Below are 15,612 nucleotides of genomic sequence, written 5' to 3'. Positions count from 1 at the left end.
GCCGCTCATGGACCTGCTGATGGAGCTGCTAGCGGATCTCTGGGCGCGGGCCACCGCCGCCCACGCACCCCTGGACTGGCCCGTCGCGCTCGCGATGGCCGGCGTCGCGCTGGTGTTGGCCTGGACCCCGCCCGGCTACCGCGTGGTGCGGCACGTGGTGACCCTGGTGCACGAGGCCGGGCACGCGTTGGTGGCCGTGCTCGCCGGCCGCCGGCTCAGTGGCATCCGGCTGCATTCTGACACCTCTGGGGTGACCCTGTCCCGCGGCAGGCCGCGTGGACTCGGGATGGTGCTGACCCTGGCAGCCGGCTATCCGGCCCCTGCGCTCGTGGGCCTGGCGGGCGCCTGGCTCGTAGGGGCCGGTTATGCCGCCGGCTGGCTGTGGCTGCTGGTCCTGACCTGTGCGTTGATGCTGCTGATGATCCGCAACCTCTATGGGCTGTGGGTGGTGCTGGCGACCGGCGTGGCCGTGGGGGCGTTGTCCTGGCTGGCCTCGACCGTCGTCTTGGTGGCCGCCGCACACCTGGTGGTTTTCTCCCTGCTCCTGGCGGCTCCCCGCTCCGTGGTGGAGCTGCAGCGGCAGCGGCACCGGATGCGCCGCGCGGCCGGTGGCCGCGGCGGTTCTGCGGCCGGCCTGGCCAGCGACGTCGACCAACTGTCCCGCCTGACCCACGTCCCGGCCGCTGTATGGACCGGGGTGTTCTGGCTCGTCTGCGTCGGCTGCCTGGTGACCGGCGGATGGATGCTGTGGCCCGTGCCCTAGTGGGGTGTCCGGCCTCACCGCCCGAGCTCGCACCTGGACAGCGTGGACTGGCGCCGACCGTGACACGGTCGAACCTTCCCCGACCCCCGACCTGTGGATAGTGCCATCGGCGGCACCGATGGCCGTTAAGGTGGAGTCATGGGGACCTACGCACCGGGGGAGCCCTGGACTGCCCGGGACCAGATGCTGCTGAGGACGGCGCAGGTGATGCACGCCTATGCCCACGGGGAGTTCGACCAGATCCATCCCGTCCCCGTGGACTTCGCCGTGGCCGGAACGTTCCCGGACAACCGGATCATCGCGAGTGCCCCGTTTCGCCGCGCCGTCTATGGATCGGGAGGGGACGGGAGCTACGTCCACACCAGCGGCGTCTTCCTGGCCACCGGCCGGCTCGGCCTGGCCCTCACCGCCGGAGCTGCCCTCGGGCGAGCCATCGGCAACTCGCGGCGCCGCTCGGACGCCCAACGGATGGCCCAGGCGGACTGGCGTCCGTTCGACCAGGGATCCGTGTTCGTGAATCAGTACGGGTTCTACCTGAGGACCGCTGCGGGTCTCCTGTGGTGGGGCTGGGACGACCTGCTCGAATGCCAGATGATCGAGCCCGGCCGGCTGGTGATGCTGGGGGTCACGCCCGAGGGCCAGCGCAATTTCATGGTGGATTCGGACCTGGCCGAGCTGCTGTTCGCCACGTGGGCTCTGGTTCGCCAGCCCCAGCACTGGCAATTCCTGCAGCGGGTGTGGTTGATCCCGGCATGGCTGGAGCACTACCGGAACGTCTACGGCATCTCGGCGTTCGACTTCGCCCGGGAGTTCCCGGATCACTTCGGCCAGCTCTCCTGACGGACGTGCCCGGCCTGGACGCCCGGTCTGAACACCCGGCCTGGACGCCCGGTCTGAACACCCGGCCTGTACGCCCGGCCGGCCCGGCACGTCGACGGGACCTGACATCCGAGGGGCCCGCGCACCTACCATGCGGACCATGAAGGTCGTCGTGCTCGGGGCCACCGGAACCATCGGAACACTCATCACCACGCGCCTGCGCGAGTTCGGCCATGAGGTCCTCGCCGCCAGCCGCAGCTCGGGGGTGGACGCGGTGACGGGCGAGGGGCTCGAGGCCGCACTCGCCGGCGCGGACGCCGTGGTGGATGCGCTGAACCGGGAGACCCTGAGCGCCGCCGCGGCGATCGAGTACTTCACGACGACGGCCGGCAACGTCTGCGCGGCGGCCCGCCGGGCCGGCGTCGGGCGGCTGGTCTGCGTCTCGATCGCGGGGGCGGCCGATCCGGCCGTGAACAAGACGTACGGGTATTACCGTGGCAAGGCGGCGCAGGAGCACGCCTACCGTTCCTCGGGGCTGCCCGTGACCATCATCCATTCGACGCAGTGGTTCGAGCTGGTCCCCACCATCCTCCGGCGGACCACAGTGGGCCCGGTCGCCGTCCTCCCGACGATGCGCATGGCAGCCGTCTCCGCGGCCTCCGTGGCCCGGTTGGTGGCGGACGAGGTGGCCCGGAAGCCCGACGGACGGACCGGGCACGAGGTGCGGGAGGTGGCCATCCGCGGACCGGAGGTCGCGACGGCGGCCGACGTGGCCCGGAGGATGGTGGCGGTGCGGGGTTCCCTCGGCGGCAAGAGCCCGAAGAGGATCCTGGAGGTGCCCCTGTTCGGCCGTGCCATCGCCTCGGGCGGGCTCATCCCCGAGGACGGGCTCGTGGACGAGGTCACGCCGGATCAGTGGTTGGCCGGCACCCGGCCGCACGCCGTCCGGGACGCCTACGACTACGTGATCGTCGGCGCGGGGATGGCGGCCGCCAAGGCCATTGACGGTATCCGGGCCGAGGACCAGGCCGGGAGCATCGGGGTGTTCGGCGAGGATCCCTCCGCCCCGGTGTACCGCCCGGACCTCTCCAAGACCTTGTGGCTGAAGGAGGACGCCAGCCTGGAGGAATCGTTCATGCTCTCCGCGGCGCCCGGTGCGGCGAAGGCCCCGGATGAGAGCACCGAGCTTCATCTCGGCACCACGGTGACGTCCCTGAACCCGGACGACCGCTCACTCGCCCTCGTCGGCGGGCAGCGTGTCCGCTACGGCAAACTGCTGCTGGCCACCGGGGCTGCACCCCGTCTAGCCGGGCTCGAACCCGGCTCGCGGGTCCTCTACTACCGGACCGTGGACGATTTCCGGCGACTACGCGAACTCGCACGGACCGGGGCGCACGTGGTCGTGGTGGGCGGCGGGTACATCGGCTCCGAGCTCGCGGCCGTGCTGACCCAGAACGGGGTCCGGGTCACCTTTGTGGTCACCTCCGTTCCGCTGCTGGCTCACCTGTTCCCCGAGTCGTTGGCCCACACGGTCACCCGGGAGTTCAGTGACCGCGGTGTCGAACTGGTGGTCGGGCGGCTCGCCGGCGGCTCCACCCGGCGCAAGGGGGTGACCGTCCGCCTCGAGGACGGGACCGAGATCGCGGCGGACGCGGCCGTCGTCGGGGTGGGGGTATCCCCCCGCACCGAACTGGCCCGGGCCGCCGGGCTTGCGGTGGACGACGGGATCCTGGTGGACGACCACTTGCGGACCGGGGCGCACAGCATCTACGCGGCGGGAGATGTCGCCCGCTACCCGGACCGGTTGCTGGGGGTCCGCCGGGTGGAGCATGCGTCCGCGGCCGAGACCATGGGCACGGTGGCCGGGCGAAACATGGCCGGTGCGGACCGGCCCTACCGCACCACGCCGTTCTTCTGGTCCGACTTGTTCGACTTCGGCTATGAGGCCGTCGGCGAGGTGGACACCCGCCACCGGACGGTCGAGGATTGGGCCTTGGGGGATGACAGCCAACCGGACCACTCCACTGGCGTGGTCTACTACGTGAATCAGATCGGCGCGGTCCGGGGCGTGCTGCTGTGGAACGTCTGGGAGTCGGTGAAACCGGCCCGGAAGCTCATCGAGAGGACGGGGCTCGAGCCGGTCAGGGACCTCGATTCTCTGCGCGGTGAAATCCCGTTCGGGTGACCGCCTGGAGGAGATCCGGGGCTGGCCCTGCAGATTCTGATGAGCGGTCAGCCGCGCCCCCTCTTCCGCTCGTACGTCACCAGGGCACCGTCACCGAAGGTTCCCGTGGTGGCATAGAGCGTGGACCCGCCGAAGGACACGTCAGCGGGTGACTCTGCTGCGAAGAGCGTCTTGGCCGACGTACTGCCCTTCTTGATGACGGAGACCTCCCCGCCGAACATCTCGGCCACCACGATGTCCCCGTTCTGGTCCACGTCCAGACCGGTGGTGCCGTGCATGCCGCTGGCCACGGCCCGGGCTTTCCCTGACCACGGATTGACCCGGTACACCGTGCTGATCGGCACCATCTCTCCAGCGCTGCCCTGGAGCGTGGAGACGTACAGGTTTCCATCGCGTCCGACCCGCACGTCCGTGGGCACCGGTTCAACGGTGTAGTCCGCCCCGACGACGCAGTCCGGCACGGCCAGGCCCGATTCCGGGGCACCCAGTTGAGCATCGAAGCCGGCCTTCAGTTCCGGCGTCATCGTGATGGTGGTGGTGGGAAGGACGGCCACGGTGGAGATGCGCCGGGTCTTCAGGTCGACCTTGAGGATCGCGTTCGCGGCGGCGTCGGCCACATAGGCGGTGTTCCCGTGGACATCGAGTTGGTAGGCGTGGGACTCCACGATGCCCCGGTAGCGATTGAGGTGTAGGCCGGTGGCCTCCTCGAGCACCGCCACCTCGGCGGCACAGGTGGCGTCCAGCCCGCGGAGCCCGTACGTCTGCCGACGATCGGGGTTGTTGCGGTTCTCGTGGGCGATGAAGTCCCGGCTGGCCACGGTCCGCTTTCCACGCTCGGAGGTCTTGACGAGGTGGCTGGTGGGGCCGCGACCGAAATCGGACTCGATGTGGAAGGTGGACCCCTTAGCAACGTCGATGCCGACCAGTTCGTTGGGCATCTCCTCGCTGACGGGAGGCCGCATCTGGTGGACGGTGGTGACAGTCCCCCGTCTGCTGACCTTGGACAGGGTGCCCGTGAAGCTCTGGGTGACGTAGGCCGAACCGTGGTGGCCGGCTGCGACGGACAGGGGCCCGACGAGGCCCTGCGCCACCGTCTCCGGGGCGGGTGGGGTGGGCGAATGGGCCTGGGCGGGTGCTGCGATGAGGGTGACGGCGAGGGCCAGACAACTGGCAGCGGCTGCCGCACGGGACGTGCGCATGGGGGTCCTCCGAAGGGTGAAACGGCTGCGAGTGGACCGTCCCGGGCGGGACGGGCCAGTGCCTGCGCGCGGAGCCGGGGGAGGCCTTCAGTGCGCGGGAACAGCAGGAGAGTATGGCCGCGACGGCAGGCCGGTCCATCCCCGGTCACCGCCCGGAAATCCGCCGCCGGACCGGGCCCGGTCCGGCGGCAGCAACAGTCCATGTCAGGTGATGTCAAGCTCTCGAATGCCCGCATTTCAGGTACGTTCGAGCCAGGTAGGTTCGAGGCTGCTCACCCGGTGGCTCGCCACCAGGGCATGATCGGGGACCGGCGCCGCGCAGACCGGCCTCCGTTCACTGGCGGGACCTGGTTAGATGACCGCATGCGAGCTTTCGGATACACGGAGTACGGTGGTCCTGAGGTCATGCACCACCTCGAGATGGAGGACCCGACGCCCGGTGAGGGGCAGGTGCTGATCCGCCTGGCCGCGGCTGGCGTGAACCCGGCGGACATCAAGGTCCGGTCCGGTTTGCGCCGGGATCGGATCGAGGTCCGGTTCCCCATGCCCATGGGCCGTGAGGCGGCCGGTGAGGTGCTCGACGTCGGCCCCGGGGTCACCGAGTTCCGTCCCGGAGACGCGGTGTTCGGCTCGACGGCGGCCGGGACCGGTGGGTTCGCCGAACAGGTCCTGCTCAGTGCGGCCGGCACGGCCCTGCGGCCCGAGGCGGTCTCCGCTGAACAGGCGGCCTCCCTGCCGGTATCCGTGTGCACCGCCTTCGACGCCCTGGACGAGCTCGATCTTCCCGAGGACGCCACGCTCGTGGTGCTCGGCGCCGGGGGCGGTGTGGGAACGGCCGCCTGCGGCTTGGCCCGGGACCGCGGGCTGACCGTGCTGGGCGTGGCCTCGGAATCCAAGCGGCCGATCGTCGAGGAACTGGGCGCGCGCCATGTGGTCAAGGGAGACGGCTGGACCGAGCGGGTGCGGGCCCTGGCCCCGGACGGGGTGGACGGCGTGATCGACACCGTGGGTGGTGACACCCTGCGCGAAGCCGCCGGACTTCTCCGGGCCGGCAGCGGAGCAGGAGGGTCCGGGCGGGGATCCGGGTGGGGAAGGGTAGAGCGGGCACCGTCCGGCCCGAGCCATTCGAGCGTGCTGCCACTGCGCAGTGTGGCCGACTACGACCTGGCCCGGGAACTCGGCGGTGCGCCCGTCACCCGCCGCCGCACCTCCGCGGTCTACGCGCAGGTCGCCGACCTGGTGGCCGCGGGACACTTCACCCCCGTGGTCTCCACCGTCTATCCGTTCTCTGAGGCGGCGGAGGCGGTGGCCACCGTCGAGTCCGGCAGTCCCGTGGGCAATGTGGTGGTGACCGGCTGAGGACGCGGGGAACGTAGGTGGCGGTTCAGAGGGCGGTGGTTCAGACCGCAGTGACCCAGGGCCGCAGGAGTTCGCCGAGGTGCTCCTCGGAGCGATAGGGCACCACGTCGAACCCCCCGAGGCCGGTGCCTGCCTCGGCAGCCCGGCCCCAGTCCTGACGGAACTCGAGCACCGCGACCTCGTGGTCCACGATCGTCACCACCACGCTACGGCGGCCCGGCGGGGTGGCCTCGATGACCAGGGTGTCGGCAGACTCCCAGTAGAGCCGCGCGGCCAACAGGGCTCCGGCCGGAGTGGGATGTAGCCGGCTGTCCAGCAGGTTCAGCCGCTGCAGCAGCTCGAGCTGACCCTGGTCCTTCTGCCGGGAGCGGGCACCACCCCAGGCGGCGTTGATGACGGCTTGCACCGAACGCTGGGGGATCGGCTCGAGAGGTGGGGCGTAGCCGGTCGGACCGGGGGCCGAATCCGTGCCGGTGGCCACCGTGGACCAGTTCGGCGCCAAGTCGCCCGGTGCAGGCGCTGGGTCCCCGGGCCGGGCGGCCAGGCCCTCCAGGGCACGGACCCAGCGGGGCCGCCATCGGGCGGGCATGCCCGAGGTGCCCATGAAGTGCCCGGCGACCACGAGGGCCAAACCGCCGAAGAAGCCCACGGACCAGGCGATGCCGCTGGCCGTCGTCGGGCCTCCGGTGGCGAAGAGATCAGCCACGGGAGTGGACAGTCCCATCAGGACGAAGCCGGCGCCCATGGGGACCATGGCCGGTCCGAGGTGGCCGGCGTAGATGAGCGGTCGGGAGAGCCACCGTCGGTTCCAGCCGGCGTAGGCGCCCCAGCCCAAGACCAGGAATGCCGCGCCGATGAAGAGGAAGAACCACATCAGGAGGTTCCGGACCCGCCGGTGACCCCGCGGGTGGCTTCGTCCCAGTATTCGACCAGGCTGGTGAATACGGTGAGGGCGCTGACCTGGACCAGGGTGGCTTGATCGTCCCCGGGCTCGCCGGTGATGGCGAAGCAGCCGTGGCGCTCTGTCATGAGCCAGGGCTGGGGCGTGGCATCCGTACCGGCCAGGCGCAGCAACCACCAACGGCCGTCCCGCAACGGTTCCGGCAGTGCGGCCGCCGCCGCTGTTCCGGCCGTTCCAGAGGCTGACGAGCCCGGGCCGGCGTGGTCCTCGATGGCCGACCAGTCCACGGTGACCGGCGGCCAGCCGAGCCAGGCGGGGGTGACCCCCGCCCAGGACAGCACCGCCTTCGGCAGGGCGTCCCAGGCGCCGGAGACGAACTGGCGGTCAGCGGCCAGCCGGTGTGCCTCCACCGCGGGATCCGGGTCCAGCATCGCGACCAGGCCCGGGGCCGCCCAGCCCGCGAAGCCGTCCCGGGACAGCCTCAGGTCCACGGAGCTGGAACCACGGGGGGTGTGCAGCACGGCCGTGTGCCGGTGCGGTGAGTCGAGGGTCTGCAACTCCGCGGGACGGTCACGACCCGTCCCGGACAGCCCCAGGCCGGCGTAGGTCTCGGGATCCAGGACGCCGCCGGCCTCGATCCGGCGCACGTACGCGTCGTCGAACCAGCCACCCTCGTGGGACCAGGCCTGGAAGCCGCGGACCTTGTCCAGGGTCTCCAGTGGCATCCCGTGGGCCTTCGAGGCCGCGGCGTCGAGCCGGGGCTCCCGGTCCGGAAAGCCGGACAGGCGCGCGTCGAAGGGCGTCGGGGCGACGGGACCCCCGGCGGCAGAGCCGTCACCGGACCGGCGCACGGAACCGCCCAGGTGGAGCATGAGTGGCTGCAGGTGCCGGCTTTGGGCCACGGTGCAGTGCGCGGACATCTCCAGGAGGCGCTCGCCGTCCTCGATGAGCCATTGGTAGCTGACCAGTTCACCCGCCGGGGACGCATGGAGGAAGACCTGACGACGGCCGTTGCGGACTTCTGTCCCGGAGGACAGGCGGAAGGGGGCCGTGTCCAGCCACAGACAGTCCGGTGCGGTACTGGTCAGCACGGCGGCGGCCAGGGATGCCAGCTGCGGCAGGGACCGGCCGCGAGAGGGAACGTAGCGCGCCGTGAAGGTCGGCGTGTAGTCCAGATCTTCCCGAAGCGGATGCACCACGGTCAGGTCCTGACCGGGCAGCTGCCGCCAGTTGGACGGCACCTCGAACGTGAGGTCTTGCCAGGACAGGTTCCGCCAGGTGGCCGAGTCGCTCAATCGAACAGTTCTCCCCAATTGCCGGTCACGAGATCGCCGACGAAGTCACCGGCCTCGCCGACCCCCTCTTGGATTCCCTCCGGAACATACTTGTTGAACCCGTCCATGACGAAATCGTTGATGTCGTCCTGCCATCCGGACAACTCCAGGGCCACGGCAACGCCGGTGCCGATGACCAGGCCGACGCCGGCGCCCACCAGGGTACCGGCCCCGGGGACCACCGAGCCGATGATCGCCCCGGTGGCGACCCCGGTGGCGATGGCCGTGCCGCCGCGAACCAAGGTCTCCTGACCGACCTCGTTCTCGAGTTCCTCCTCACTGAGGTTCGGATTCTCCTGGAGGAGGCGTTCTTCGGCCTTCTGCCGTTCGCTGGCGAAGGTGAAGCCTGCGGCCAGGACGGAGAGGGCGCCTCCACCGATCCGGATGCCGTTCGGCTGCCGCAGGCGGTTGCCATCGGCGTCCGTGCCGGTGTGCGTCATCTGGATGTCCCGGTTGAAGTCCGGTTCGGGAACGTCGAGCTTGACCGGTCTGCCGTCGGGGTCCAGGCCCTGGGCCAGGTTGGGCAGGCCTCGGAGGAACTCTCGACGGCTGAAGGTGGGGGTGGTCGGCGGCTTGTACTCGTAGTGCACCTGGCCGAGGATCGTCTCGAAATAGCCGGTGGTGATGCCGCCCCAGCCCAAGGCCTGGCCGTGCTCGTTCGCGATGGGAACCGTGATGCCGGTCAGGGTCTGTGCGCAGGCCTCGTTGGCGGTCTCGTAGTCGGTGACGACCCCGTTGATCAGGCCATTGATCCGGTCGATCTCCTCTTGGTACGCCGGATCGTCACTCGTGAGCCCCCCGGGGAAGGCGGCTGCCGCGGCCTGTGCGTCCGTGTTGCGGGTCTCCAACGCCTCGACTGCTCCGGCCCAGGTGTTGAGCGCCGACTTTGCCTCGCCCAGGGCCGTGGCCAGGTTCTCGGCCCGGTCCGAGGGCAGGTTGAATGCGCCGGCCAATTGGATCTGCAGGCCCGTGTCCGTCTGGTAGTAGTCCGTGACGGAGCTCCACTCGGTCTTGGCGCCGTCGACCTCCGTCTTGTACTTCTCCCCGGCCGTGTTCAGGTCCGTGGCGGCGTCACGGATGGTCTGCGGATCCGGCCAGTTGTCCAGCTTGTCCAGTTGGGGGAAACGCGCCATGGGATCTCCTTCAGAGCTCGTTCAGGTCGACGGCACCGTACTGGTCCCGGTCCAGGGTGTCCCGGGCCGTGTCGATCGCCTCGCTGGAGATGCGGGCGTTCTCGCCCTGCTCCGCCGAGGCCTCGACATAGGCATCCACCAAGGTCTGGGTGGCCACCAGCCGACCTTCGCACAGGCTGATGATGTTGTCCTTGGCGGGGATGGCGAGGTTCGCCTCGAACGAGGACAGCGCCTCGACCACCACGGAGACGTCCTTGGCGGCGCTCTCCGCCGAGGACAGGGCCGTGGTCAAGGTGTTGTCATCCCGAAGGTTCTGGACGTGGACGTCGGCGTTGAGCATCACCGCGCCGAGTCCCACCGGGTCAATCTCATAGGCGCCCATGGTGTGCCGCCCTCCTCTTCGTCCTCTGGCATGCTGCCGTTGATGCGCGAATGGCCCCGGCTGGTCCGTCACCGGCGCTCACCGTTCGATTGTAGGGACGCGTCCAGAGATCCGCAGTGGGGAGAACTACCCATGTGATCTGCACGGTGATGACGACTCCGTGATGCCGACCCGGCGATCCCGGCCGCGGCACACCCTGACATTCGGGCACCGATGGCGATACGGTGGCCACGTCGGCACCGTCACCGGTCCGGCAACCCGGCACGTCCAGACGTCACAGGAGGAACTCCATGCCCCGTCCGATCGTCAGCAAGGCCAGCACCCAGTGGGACGGTGACCTGTTCACCGGTTCCGGGACCACCGCCCTCGAGACATCCAAGGCCGCCACCTTTGACGTGAATTGGAAGGCCCGGGCCGAGGAGGCGGGCGCCACCACGAACCCCGAGGAACTGCTCGCCGCCGCCCACTCCACCTGCTACACCATGCAGTTCTCCAACATGCTCAAGGAGAACGGCACCGCCCCCACCAACTTGGAGACCACCGCGGACGTCACCTTCGAGGCCGGCGTCGGCATCACCGGCATCATGCTGGTCGTCAAGGGACAGGTCGAGGGGATCTCCACCGAGGACTTCGTGAAGATCGCGGACCAGGCCAAGGACCAGTGCCCGGTGTCCCAGGCGCTCGCCGGTGTCAAGGACATCACCGTGGACGCCACCCTGACCTGAGGCCAGGCAACGTGGGCTGAGACCGGGTGGTCACGCTCTCAGGCGAACAACCCCGCCACGAGTTCGTCCGAGCGGCGCTGGCCGGCCGGATCGCTCATGCCGCCGGTCACCAGCAGCTCATCGGCGCCGGTGAAGTCCACCAGCGACTCCACCGCCTCGCGCACCTCGTCCGGGGTGCCATGGATCCCGGAGGCGAGGTTCTCCTCCACGCGCCGCCGGTCGCGGTCGGTAACGGAGCCGGCGTCGCACTCGCCGCGCATCACCGCCCGGACGTCCCTGGCGGGTTCCAGGGCGCGGAACTCGCCCTTGACCCTCGACTGGGCCAGCGCCCAGGCCTCCGGTAGGACCAGGTCCCGCGCCGCCTCGCGGGTATCCGCCACGGCGAGGTTCGCCGAGACGATGACGTAGGGCTCCGCGAACCATGGTGATGGGCGGAAGTCGCGGCGGTACCGGGCGAGGCCTTCATGTCCCGCCTCGCCGCCGCGCTGATACAGGGACGGCCCGCCCACGACGACGGCCAGCCCGGCCTCCGCGGCCCAGCGCAGCCCCTGCCCGGTCGCCAGGACGAACACCGGGGTGGCGGCATGGTCCTGCGGGCGTGCGGTGAACGGACCGGTGCCGCCGAGGAACCCCAGTAGTTCGGCGAGGTCCTGCGGGAACTGCTGCGCGGCCTCCTTGTCCCGGCGCAGTGCCGCCCGGACGGCCGGGGTGAACCCGACGGAGCGGCCTAGGCCCAGGTCGATGCGTCCGGGGAACAGGGCTTGGAGGGTGGCGGTCTGTTCGGCCACGACCAGGGGCTGGTGGTTCGGCAGCATGACCCCGCCGGAGCCCACGCGGAGCCGGTCCGTGGCGGCGGCGATGGCGGACATGAGCAGTGTTGGGGTGGAGCCGGCAATGCCGGGTACACCGTGGTGCTCGGCCACCCAGAACCGCGAGTATCCCAGCTGCTCCGCCCGTTGGGCCCGGGCGATGACCCCCCTCAGCACCTCGGCCTCGCTGGCCCCCTCGATCGTGTTGGCGCGGTCGAGGAGGGACACGGGCAGGCGGGTGGCGGGGTGCGAGGTCATGTCCGGCATAACGGGATCGTCGCCCAGAATATTGCCGCGACCGGAGAAACCGGCGGCGGGCTGTGGGACCTGCCTGCCGGCGTCGGGCCCTTGCTACCGTGCGGGCATGGCCGTCATCTACGAAACCGCTGCGACCCTCAACCGATTTCTCGCGACCGAGGACGATTCCCTGGACTGGCTCTTCGAGATCCCGGGTGAGCAACCGGACATCACGGACTTCATGGGCTCGGCCGCCGCCATGGTGATGGGCTCCACCACCTATGAATGGGTGCTGGCGATCGAGGACCTCGTGGCCCATCCGGAGAAGTGGGCCTCGTCCATGGGGAAGAAACCGGTGTTCGTGTTCTCCACCCGCCAGCTGCCCGTTCCGGCCGGAGCAGATGTGCGGATCCTCGACGGCGACGCCGGCCGGCACCTTCCCGAGATCCGGGCGGCCGCCGGCGACGGCGACATCTGGATGATGGGCGGCGGGGGGTGCCCCTATGTTCTCTGTCAAGCGGCGGCGGGTGATTTTGTCTCGTAGAGGGTGCCGTCGCGGAGCATGGCGTAGATGACGTCGCAGCGGCGTCGGGCCAGGGCGATGAGGGCCTGGTTGTGCTTCTTGCCTTGGGCCCGTTTGCGGTCGTAGTAGGCCCTGGAGAGTGGGTCCTTCAGTGCGGCGAAGGCGGAGAGGAACAGGGCGCGTTTGAGGATCTTGTTGCCTCGGCGGGAGGAGTGGTCCCCACGGATGGAGGTCCCGGATCTCCAGGTCACCGGTGAGAGTCCGGCGTAGGAGGCCAGGTGTCCGGCGGTGGGGAAGTCCTTGCCGATGACTTCGGTGAGGATCCTGGCTTCGGTCCTGATGCCCACCGCCGGTATCGAGCTCAGGACCGTGTGAAGCGGGTGGGCCTCCACGAGGGTTTCGACCTGGGCGTGCAGGGTGTCTCGGGAGGTTCGCAGATCGGCGAGCATCCCGGCCAGCTGGGGTAGCACCACGGAAGCGGCGTTGGTGCCGACCACGGTTACGGTCTGGGCGTCCAGGGCGGTGAAGATCTCTTCGGTCAACCGGTCATACATCCGTGGGGCCAGTTTCCTCAGCCGGGTGGCGACCCGCTTGCGGCCGGCGGTGCGCAGTGTTGCGGGGGTGGGCCAGGTGCGGATCAAGTCCAGCACCGCGGGGTGGTCCAACCGTGGCCCCAGGACCCGTTCCAGGGCGGGGTGGATCTGGGTCAGTAGCCCGCGCAGCCGGTTCGAGGTGGCGGTGACCTGCTTGGCCAGGTCGTCGTCGAAGCCGCAGAGCATCGATAGTTCGGCCACCTGCTCGTCCGCGACCTGGATGGAGCGCAGCGTGTGGGGCATCGTGCGGGCGGCCTCGGCGATGATCGCGGCGTCCCGGGCATCGGTCTTGGCCTCGCCGGGGTGCAGGTCCGCGATGCGGCGCATCGCTAACCCCGGCAGGTAGCCCACCGTCACCCCGCAAGCCTGGGCCACCGCGACCGGTAGGGCACCGATCGTGGCCGGCTGATCGACCACGAACAACACCGTGCCGTGGACGGTGAGCGTGTCGATCACCGCTCGCATCCTGGTCTCGTCGTTCGGCAGGGCCTTGTCGTAGAGCTTGGTGCCGGCACGGTCCAGGGCAACGGCGTGATGCTCGCCCTTGCCCACATCGACCCCGAGGAAGACATCCACCTCACTGTGGTTGGTAACCATGGCTCATCTCCAGCGTTAGAAACGGATTCCAACGTGCTGGTCCAGCAGCGGTGTCAGAGCTCGGCATCCACGTTACGAACGGCCTCGAATAATTCTGCCCGGCCCCTATCAGCGATGTCCCCGGCACCTTCAGGCCCCGGTGACATCACCCCCCGGATCATCAACGACTGGGGGCAGCAATCATGCCGGAGCCTTCCGGCCAGCACGCCCACATCCTCTCCGAAGAAGGGGCTACGAAGAAGGTAACGGGGCTGGCCGCCCAGTTCCTGGCCGCTGGCGCGCTGGACAGGATCGCCATCACCCTGGCGCCGGTGACCCTGGCCCGCGGGAAACCGCTGTTCTCCGGCGACATGTTCTGGGACCGGCTGCGGCTGCGGTCCGCCGAGAAGATCGGGGAGTGGGCCCGGCTCGTCTATGACATCACTCCGGCCGAGCAGGGCACGCATCCGCCGACCACGTTGCCCTCCTGAGGTAGCCCGCGGGCCCGGTTCGTCCTCACCTGTAGAGCCGAAATACTCTTCTCTGTTGTAATAGTGTGTGTCACACAGTAAAGTGTGAGGCGTGAACGAAGAACTGGCTTCCGCCCTTGCCACCCACAGGCAGGAACTCCGGCGCGGCACCCTCGTGGTCGCCTGCCTGCTGGCCTGCCGAACCCCTCGCTACGGGTACGCCCTGCTGGAGTACCTCGCGTCCGCGGGGCTGGACGCGGAGGCCAACACGCTCTACCCGCTGCTGCGCCGGCTGGAAGGCCAAGGTCTCCTGAAGGCGGAGTGGAACACGGAGGAGCCCCGTCCACGGAAGTACTACAGCCTCACCGAGGACGGAGCCGGGATGGCCGACGAGCTCCGGGACGAATGGAAACGACTGACGGCCAGTCTGGCCACCCTCTGGAAGGAATCACCACGATGACCGCTTTGACCCGTCGCTACATCGACCAGGTCGTCGCGCATCTGTCCGAAGGACAGCGCGAGGACATCTCCCGTGAGTTGGCCGCCCTGATCTCGGACATGCAAGAGGAGCGGCTCGCCACCGGTGCCGACGAGGCTGCCGCCGAGCGAGAGGCCCTCGAGGAGCTCGGGGACCCGGCCCGGCTGGCCGCACGGTACCGCAACGCGCCGAACTACCTGATCGGCCCGGAGTTGTATCCCGTCTACGTGCGTGCGTTGCAGTGGCTGGTGCCGGTGGTCCTCATGGTCTCCCTGATCGTCAACATCGTGGTGTATTCCGCCACGGAGGCCGAGGCCAATATCGGGGCCATGATCGGACAGATCGTGGGGCCGCTGATCAGCGCGCTGTTCTGGATCCTGGGTTCCGTGACCCTGTTCTTCTGGGTCTTCGAACGCGTCGCCCAGCCGCGGGACAAGACCGCCGTTGCGCGGGACGGGGCCCGGCATTGGAGCGTCGACGATCTGGGGGTCGAGATGGCCCATGCACGGGAGGCCCGCTCCGAGGCCATCGGTGGCCTGGTCATGCTGGTGCTCTTGGCGCTAGTGCCGCTGATCCCGACCTCGTTCTTCTACGTGGGCCACTTGAACGACGGCGGACCGTTCGTCAACCAGGGCCTGTGGAACTTCTGGCTCCCGGCCTACTACGTCCTCCTCGCCGTAGAGGCGATGCTGGGCATCTGGACGATCGTCCGGGGCCGCACCACTCGGCCTCGACTGGCGGCCAGGGCTGCGATGGACGTGGTGGCCGGCCTGTTCTTCACCGTGCTGGTCCTGACGCAGCAGGTCATCGACCCCGCGATCAGCTCCGGCATCCTCCAGACCTCCGGCGCCACGGACTGGGTGGACGTGCTCTATCTGGTGGTCATCTGGGTAGTCGTCCTCTGGGACCTGTATGTCTGCGTGAAGTACTGGCGGACCCTGGGCGTGCCGGAACGCCTGGTCACGGCGTGATAACGGTGTGAGTTGAGCGCGGATGTTTATGCGGGCTGATGGGACCCAGATGGCGGTCGGGGGCCGTTCAGCCCGCCGCAAGGTTGCGGTTTAATAACGAACCTGTACCTTTAAGTAACGGTCCGATAACCCCAGCGGATGTCGGACGGTGACCC

At 69.3% G+C, this 15,612-nt stretch carries 16 protein-coding genes; 9 read left to right on the top strand and 7 right to left on the bottom strand.

Annotation, left to right across the window (positions count from 1 at the left end):
* The first annotated feature begins 19 nt into the window (after window positions 1–19).
* The 3 genes from AB0333_RS04980 to AB0333_RS04970 all read left to right on the top strand — a co-directional run bounded on the left by AB0333_RS04980 (window position 20) and on the right by AB0333_RS04970 (window position 3,767).
* Entirely contained in the window at window positions 20–763 is a 744-nt protein-coding gene (locus tag AB0333_RS04980) for a M50 family metallopeptidase (RefSeq protein ID WP_366217636.1), read from the top strand.
* Window positions 764–901: 138 nt separating this feature from the next.
* Window positions 902–1,603, top strand: coding sequence for a hypothetical protein (locus tag AB0333_RS04975; protein WP_366217635.1), 702 nt, complete (start codon window positions 902–904; stop codon window positions 1,601–1,603).
* 139 nt (window positions 1,604–1,742) lie between these two features.
* Window positions 1,743–3,767 (top strand): FAD-dependent oxidoreductase, encoded by a 2,025-nt coding sequence (locus tag AB0333_RS04970; protein ID WP_366217634.1) that lies wholly within the window; start codon window positions 1,743–1,745, stop codon window positions 3,765–3,767.
* A 47-nt stretch (window positions 3,768–3,814) separates the two neighbouring features.
* Here AB0333_RS04970 and AB0333_RS04965 read toward each other — a convergent pair whose 3' ends face one another.
* Window positions 3,815–4,966 (bottom strand): ScyD/ScyE family protein, encoded by a 1,152-nt coding sequence (locus tag AB0333_RS04965; protein WP_366217633.1) that lies wholly within the window; start codon window positions 4,964–4,966, stop codon window positions 3,815–3,817.
* 363 nt (window positions 4,967–5,329) lie between these two features.
* Between AB0333_RS04965 and AB0333_RS04960 the strand changes: the two genes are divergently transcribed.
* Window positions 5,330–6,325 (top strand): NADP-dependent oxidoreductase, encoded by a 996-nt coding sequence (locus AB0333_RS04960; protein WP_366217632.1) that lies wholly within the window; start codon window positions 5,330–5,332, stop codon window positions 6,323–6,325.
* A gap of 40 nt (window positions 6,326–6,365) precedes the next feature.
* On the opposite strand, the gene AB0333_RS04955 is transcribed toward AB0333_RS04960, so the two are convergent.
* From AB0333_RS04955 to AB0333_RS04940, 4 genes are read right to left on the bottom strand one after another with little or no spacing between them, the layout of a single operon-like run.
* Complete coding sequence (locus tag AB0333_RS04955) at window positions 6,366–7,199, bottom strand: hypothetical protein (RefSeq protein WP_366217631.1); 834 nt, start codon at window positions 7,197–7,199, stop codon at window positions 6,366–6,368.
* Window positions 7,199–8,521: a hypothetical protein gene (locus tag AB0333_RS04950; RefSeq protein WP_366217630.1), complete on the bottom strand. Its 1,323-nt coding sequence runs from the start codon at window positions 8,519–8,521 to the stop codon at window positions 7,199–7,201. Before AB0333_RS04950 ends, AB0333_RS04955 begins: the two co-directional genes overlap by 1 nt.
* Window positions 8,518–9,693 (bottom strand): hypothetical protein, encoded by a 1,176-nt coding sequence (locus tag AB0333_RS04945; RefSeq protein WP_366217629.1) that lies wholly within the window; start codon window positions 9,691–9,693, stop codon window positions 8,518–8,520. The genes AB0333_RS04950 and AB0333_RS04945 overlap by 4 nt, the downstream gene beginning before the upstream one ends.
* Before the next feature lie 10 nt (window positions 9,694–9,703).
* On the bottom strand, window positions 9,704–10,075 hold the full coding sequence (locus tag AB0333_RS04940) for a hypothetical protein (RefSeq protein ID WP_115932445.1): 372 nt from the start codon (window positions 10,073–10,075) through the stop codon (window positions 9,704–9,706).
* 290 nt (window positions 10,076–10,365) lie between these two features.
* Between AB0333_RS04940 and AB0333_RS04935 the strand changes: the two genes are divergently transcribed.
* The gene (locus tag AB0333_RS04935) at window positions 10,366–10,800 is read left to right on the top strand and encodes an OsmC family peroxiredoxin (RefSeq protein ID WP_366217628.1); all 435 of its coding nucleotides are present in this window, start codon (window positions 10,366–10,368) and stop codon (window positions 10,798–10,800) included.
* Window positions 10,801–10,838: 38 nt separating this feature from the next.
* Here AB0333_RS04935 and AB0333_RS04930 read toward each other — a convergent pair whose 3' ends face one another.
* Window positions 10,839–11,867 (bottom strand): MsnO8 family LLM class oxidoreductase, encoded by a 1,029-nt coding sequence (locus tag AB0333_RS04930; protein WP_366217627.1) that lies wholly within the window; start codon window positions 11,865–11,867, stop codon window positions 10,839–10,841.
* Window positions 11,868–11,973: 106 nt separating this feature from the next.
* Here AB0333_RS04930 and AB0333_RS04925 point away from each other — a divergent pair, with 106 nt between their 5' ends.
* A complete protein-coding gene (locus AB0333_RS04925; protein WP_366217626.1) occupies window positions 11,974–12,390 on the top strand; it encodes a dihydrofolate reductase in 417 nt (138 codons plus the stop codon).
* On the opposite strand, the gene AB0333_RS04920 is transcribed toward AB0333_RS04925, so the two are convergent.
* Complete coding sequence (locus AB0333_RS04920) at window positions 12,360–13,559, bottom strand: IS110 family transposase (protein WP_366217625.1); 1,200 nt, start codon at window positions 13,557–13,559, stop codon at window positions 12,360–12,362. The two genes, AB0333_RS04925 and AB0333_RS04920, sit on opposite strands and share 31 nt — an antisense overlap.
* 182 nt (window positions 13,560–13,741) lie before the next feature.
* On the opposite strand from AB0333_RS04920, the gene AB0333_RS04915 reads away from it, so the two are divergent.
* The 3 genes from AB0333_RS04915 to AB0333_RS04905 all read left to right on the top strand — a co-directional run bounded on the left by AB0333_RS04915 (window position 13,742) and on the right by AB0333_RS04905 (window position 15,457).
* A complete protein-coding gene (locus tag AB0333_RS04915; protein ID WP_366217624.1) occupies window positions 13,742–14,029 on the top strand; it encodes a dihydrofolate reductase family protein in 288 nt (95 codons plus the stop codon).
* A gap of 91 nt (window positions 14,030–14,120) precedes the next feature.
* Window positions 14,121–14,468, top strand: a complete 348-nt coding sequence (locus AB0333_RS04910) for a helix-turn-helix transcriptional regulator (RefSeq protein WP_211309036.1) — start codon at window positions 14,121–14,123, stop codon at window positions 14,466–14,468.
* Entirely contained in the window at window positions 14,465–15,457 is a 993-nt protein-coding gene (locus AB0333_RS04905; RefSeq protein ID WP_366217623.1) for a hypothetical protein, read from the top strand. The genes AB0333_RS04910 and AB0333_RS04905 overlap by 4 nt, the downstream gene beginning before the upstream one ends.
* Window positions 15,458–15,612: the final 155 nt, after the last annotated feature.

The organism is Citricoccus sp. NPDC079358 (assembly GCF_040702545.1).
Classification (GTDB): Bacteria; Actinomycetota; Actinomycetes; order Actinomycetales; family Micrococcaceae; genus Citricoccus.
The sequence above is the reverse complement of the archived record's forward strand: the minus strand, read 5'-3'. Positions and strand labels throughout refer to the sequence as shown.

What these genes read in the sequence shown, in the direction of transcription:
- AB0333_RS04905 (WP_366217623.1), top strand. Translation starts at nt 14,465, where the DNA reads ATGACCGCTTTGACCCGTCGCTACATCGACCAGGTCGTCGCGCATCTG.
- AB0333_RS04915 (WP_366217624.1), top strand. Translation starts at nt 13,742, where the DNA reads ATGCCGGAGCCTTCCGGCCAGCACGCCCACATCCTCTCCGAAGAAGGG.
- AB0333_RS04935 (WP_366217628.1), top strand. Translation starts at nt 10,366, where the DNA reads ATGCCCCGTCCGATCGTCAGCAAGGCCAGCACCCAGTGGGACGGTGAC.
- AB0333_RS04975 (WP_366217635.1), top strand. Translation starts at nt 902, where the DNA reads ATGGGGACCTACGCACCGGGGGAGCCCTGGACTGCCCGGGACCAGATG.
- AB0333_RS04925 (WP_366217626.1), top strand. Translation starts at nt 11,974, where the DNA reads ATGGCCGTCATCTACGAAACCGCTGCGACCCTCAACCGATTTCTCGCG.
- AB0333_RS04960 (WP_366217632.1), top strand. Translation starts at nt 5,330, where the DNA reads ATGCGAGCTTTCGGATACACGGAGTACGGTGGTCCTGAGGTCATGCAC.
- AB0333_RS04930 (WP_366217627.1), bottom strand. Translation starts at nt 11,867, where the DNA reads ATGACCTCGCACCCCGCCACCCGCCTGCCCGTGTCCCTCCTCGACCGC.
- AB0333_RS04945 (WP_366217629.1), bottom strand. Translation starts at nt 9,693, where the DNA reads ATGGCGCGTTTCCCCCAACTGGACAAGCTGGACAACTGGCCGGATCCG.
- AB0333_RS04965 (WP_366217633.1), bottom strand. Translation starts at nt 4,966, where the DNA reads ATGCGCACGTCCCGTGCGGCAGCCGCTGCCAGTTGTCTGGCCCTCGCC.
- AB0333_RS04970 (WP_366217634.1), top strand. Translation starts at nt 1,743, where the DNA reads ATGAAGGTCGTCGTGCTCGGGGCCACCGGAACCATCGGAACACTCATC.
- AB0333_RS04980 (WP_366217636.1), top strand. Translation starts at nt 20, where the DNA reads ATGGAGCTGCTAGCGGATCTCTGGGCGCGGGCCACCGCCGCCCACGCA.
- AB0333_RS04940 (WP_115932445.1), bottom strand. Translation starts at nt 10,075, where the DNA reads ATGGGCGCCTATGAGATTGACCCGGTGGGACTCGGCGCGGTGATGCTC.
- AB0333_RS04955 (WP_366217631.1), bottom strand. Translation starts at nt 7,199, where the DNA reads ATGTGGTTCTTCCTCTTCATCGGCGCGGCATTCCTGGTCTTGGGCTGG.
- AB0333_RS04920 (WP_366217625.1), bottom strand. Translation starts at nt 13,559, where the DNA reads ATGGTTACCAACCACAGTGAGGTGGATGTCTTCCTCGGGGTCGATGTG.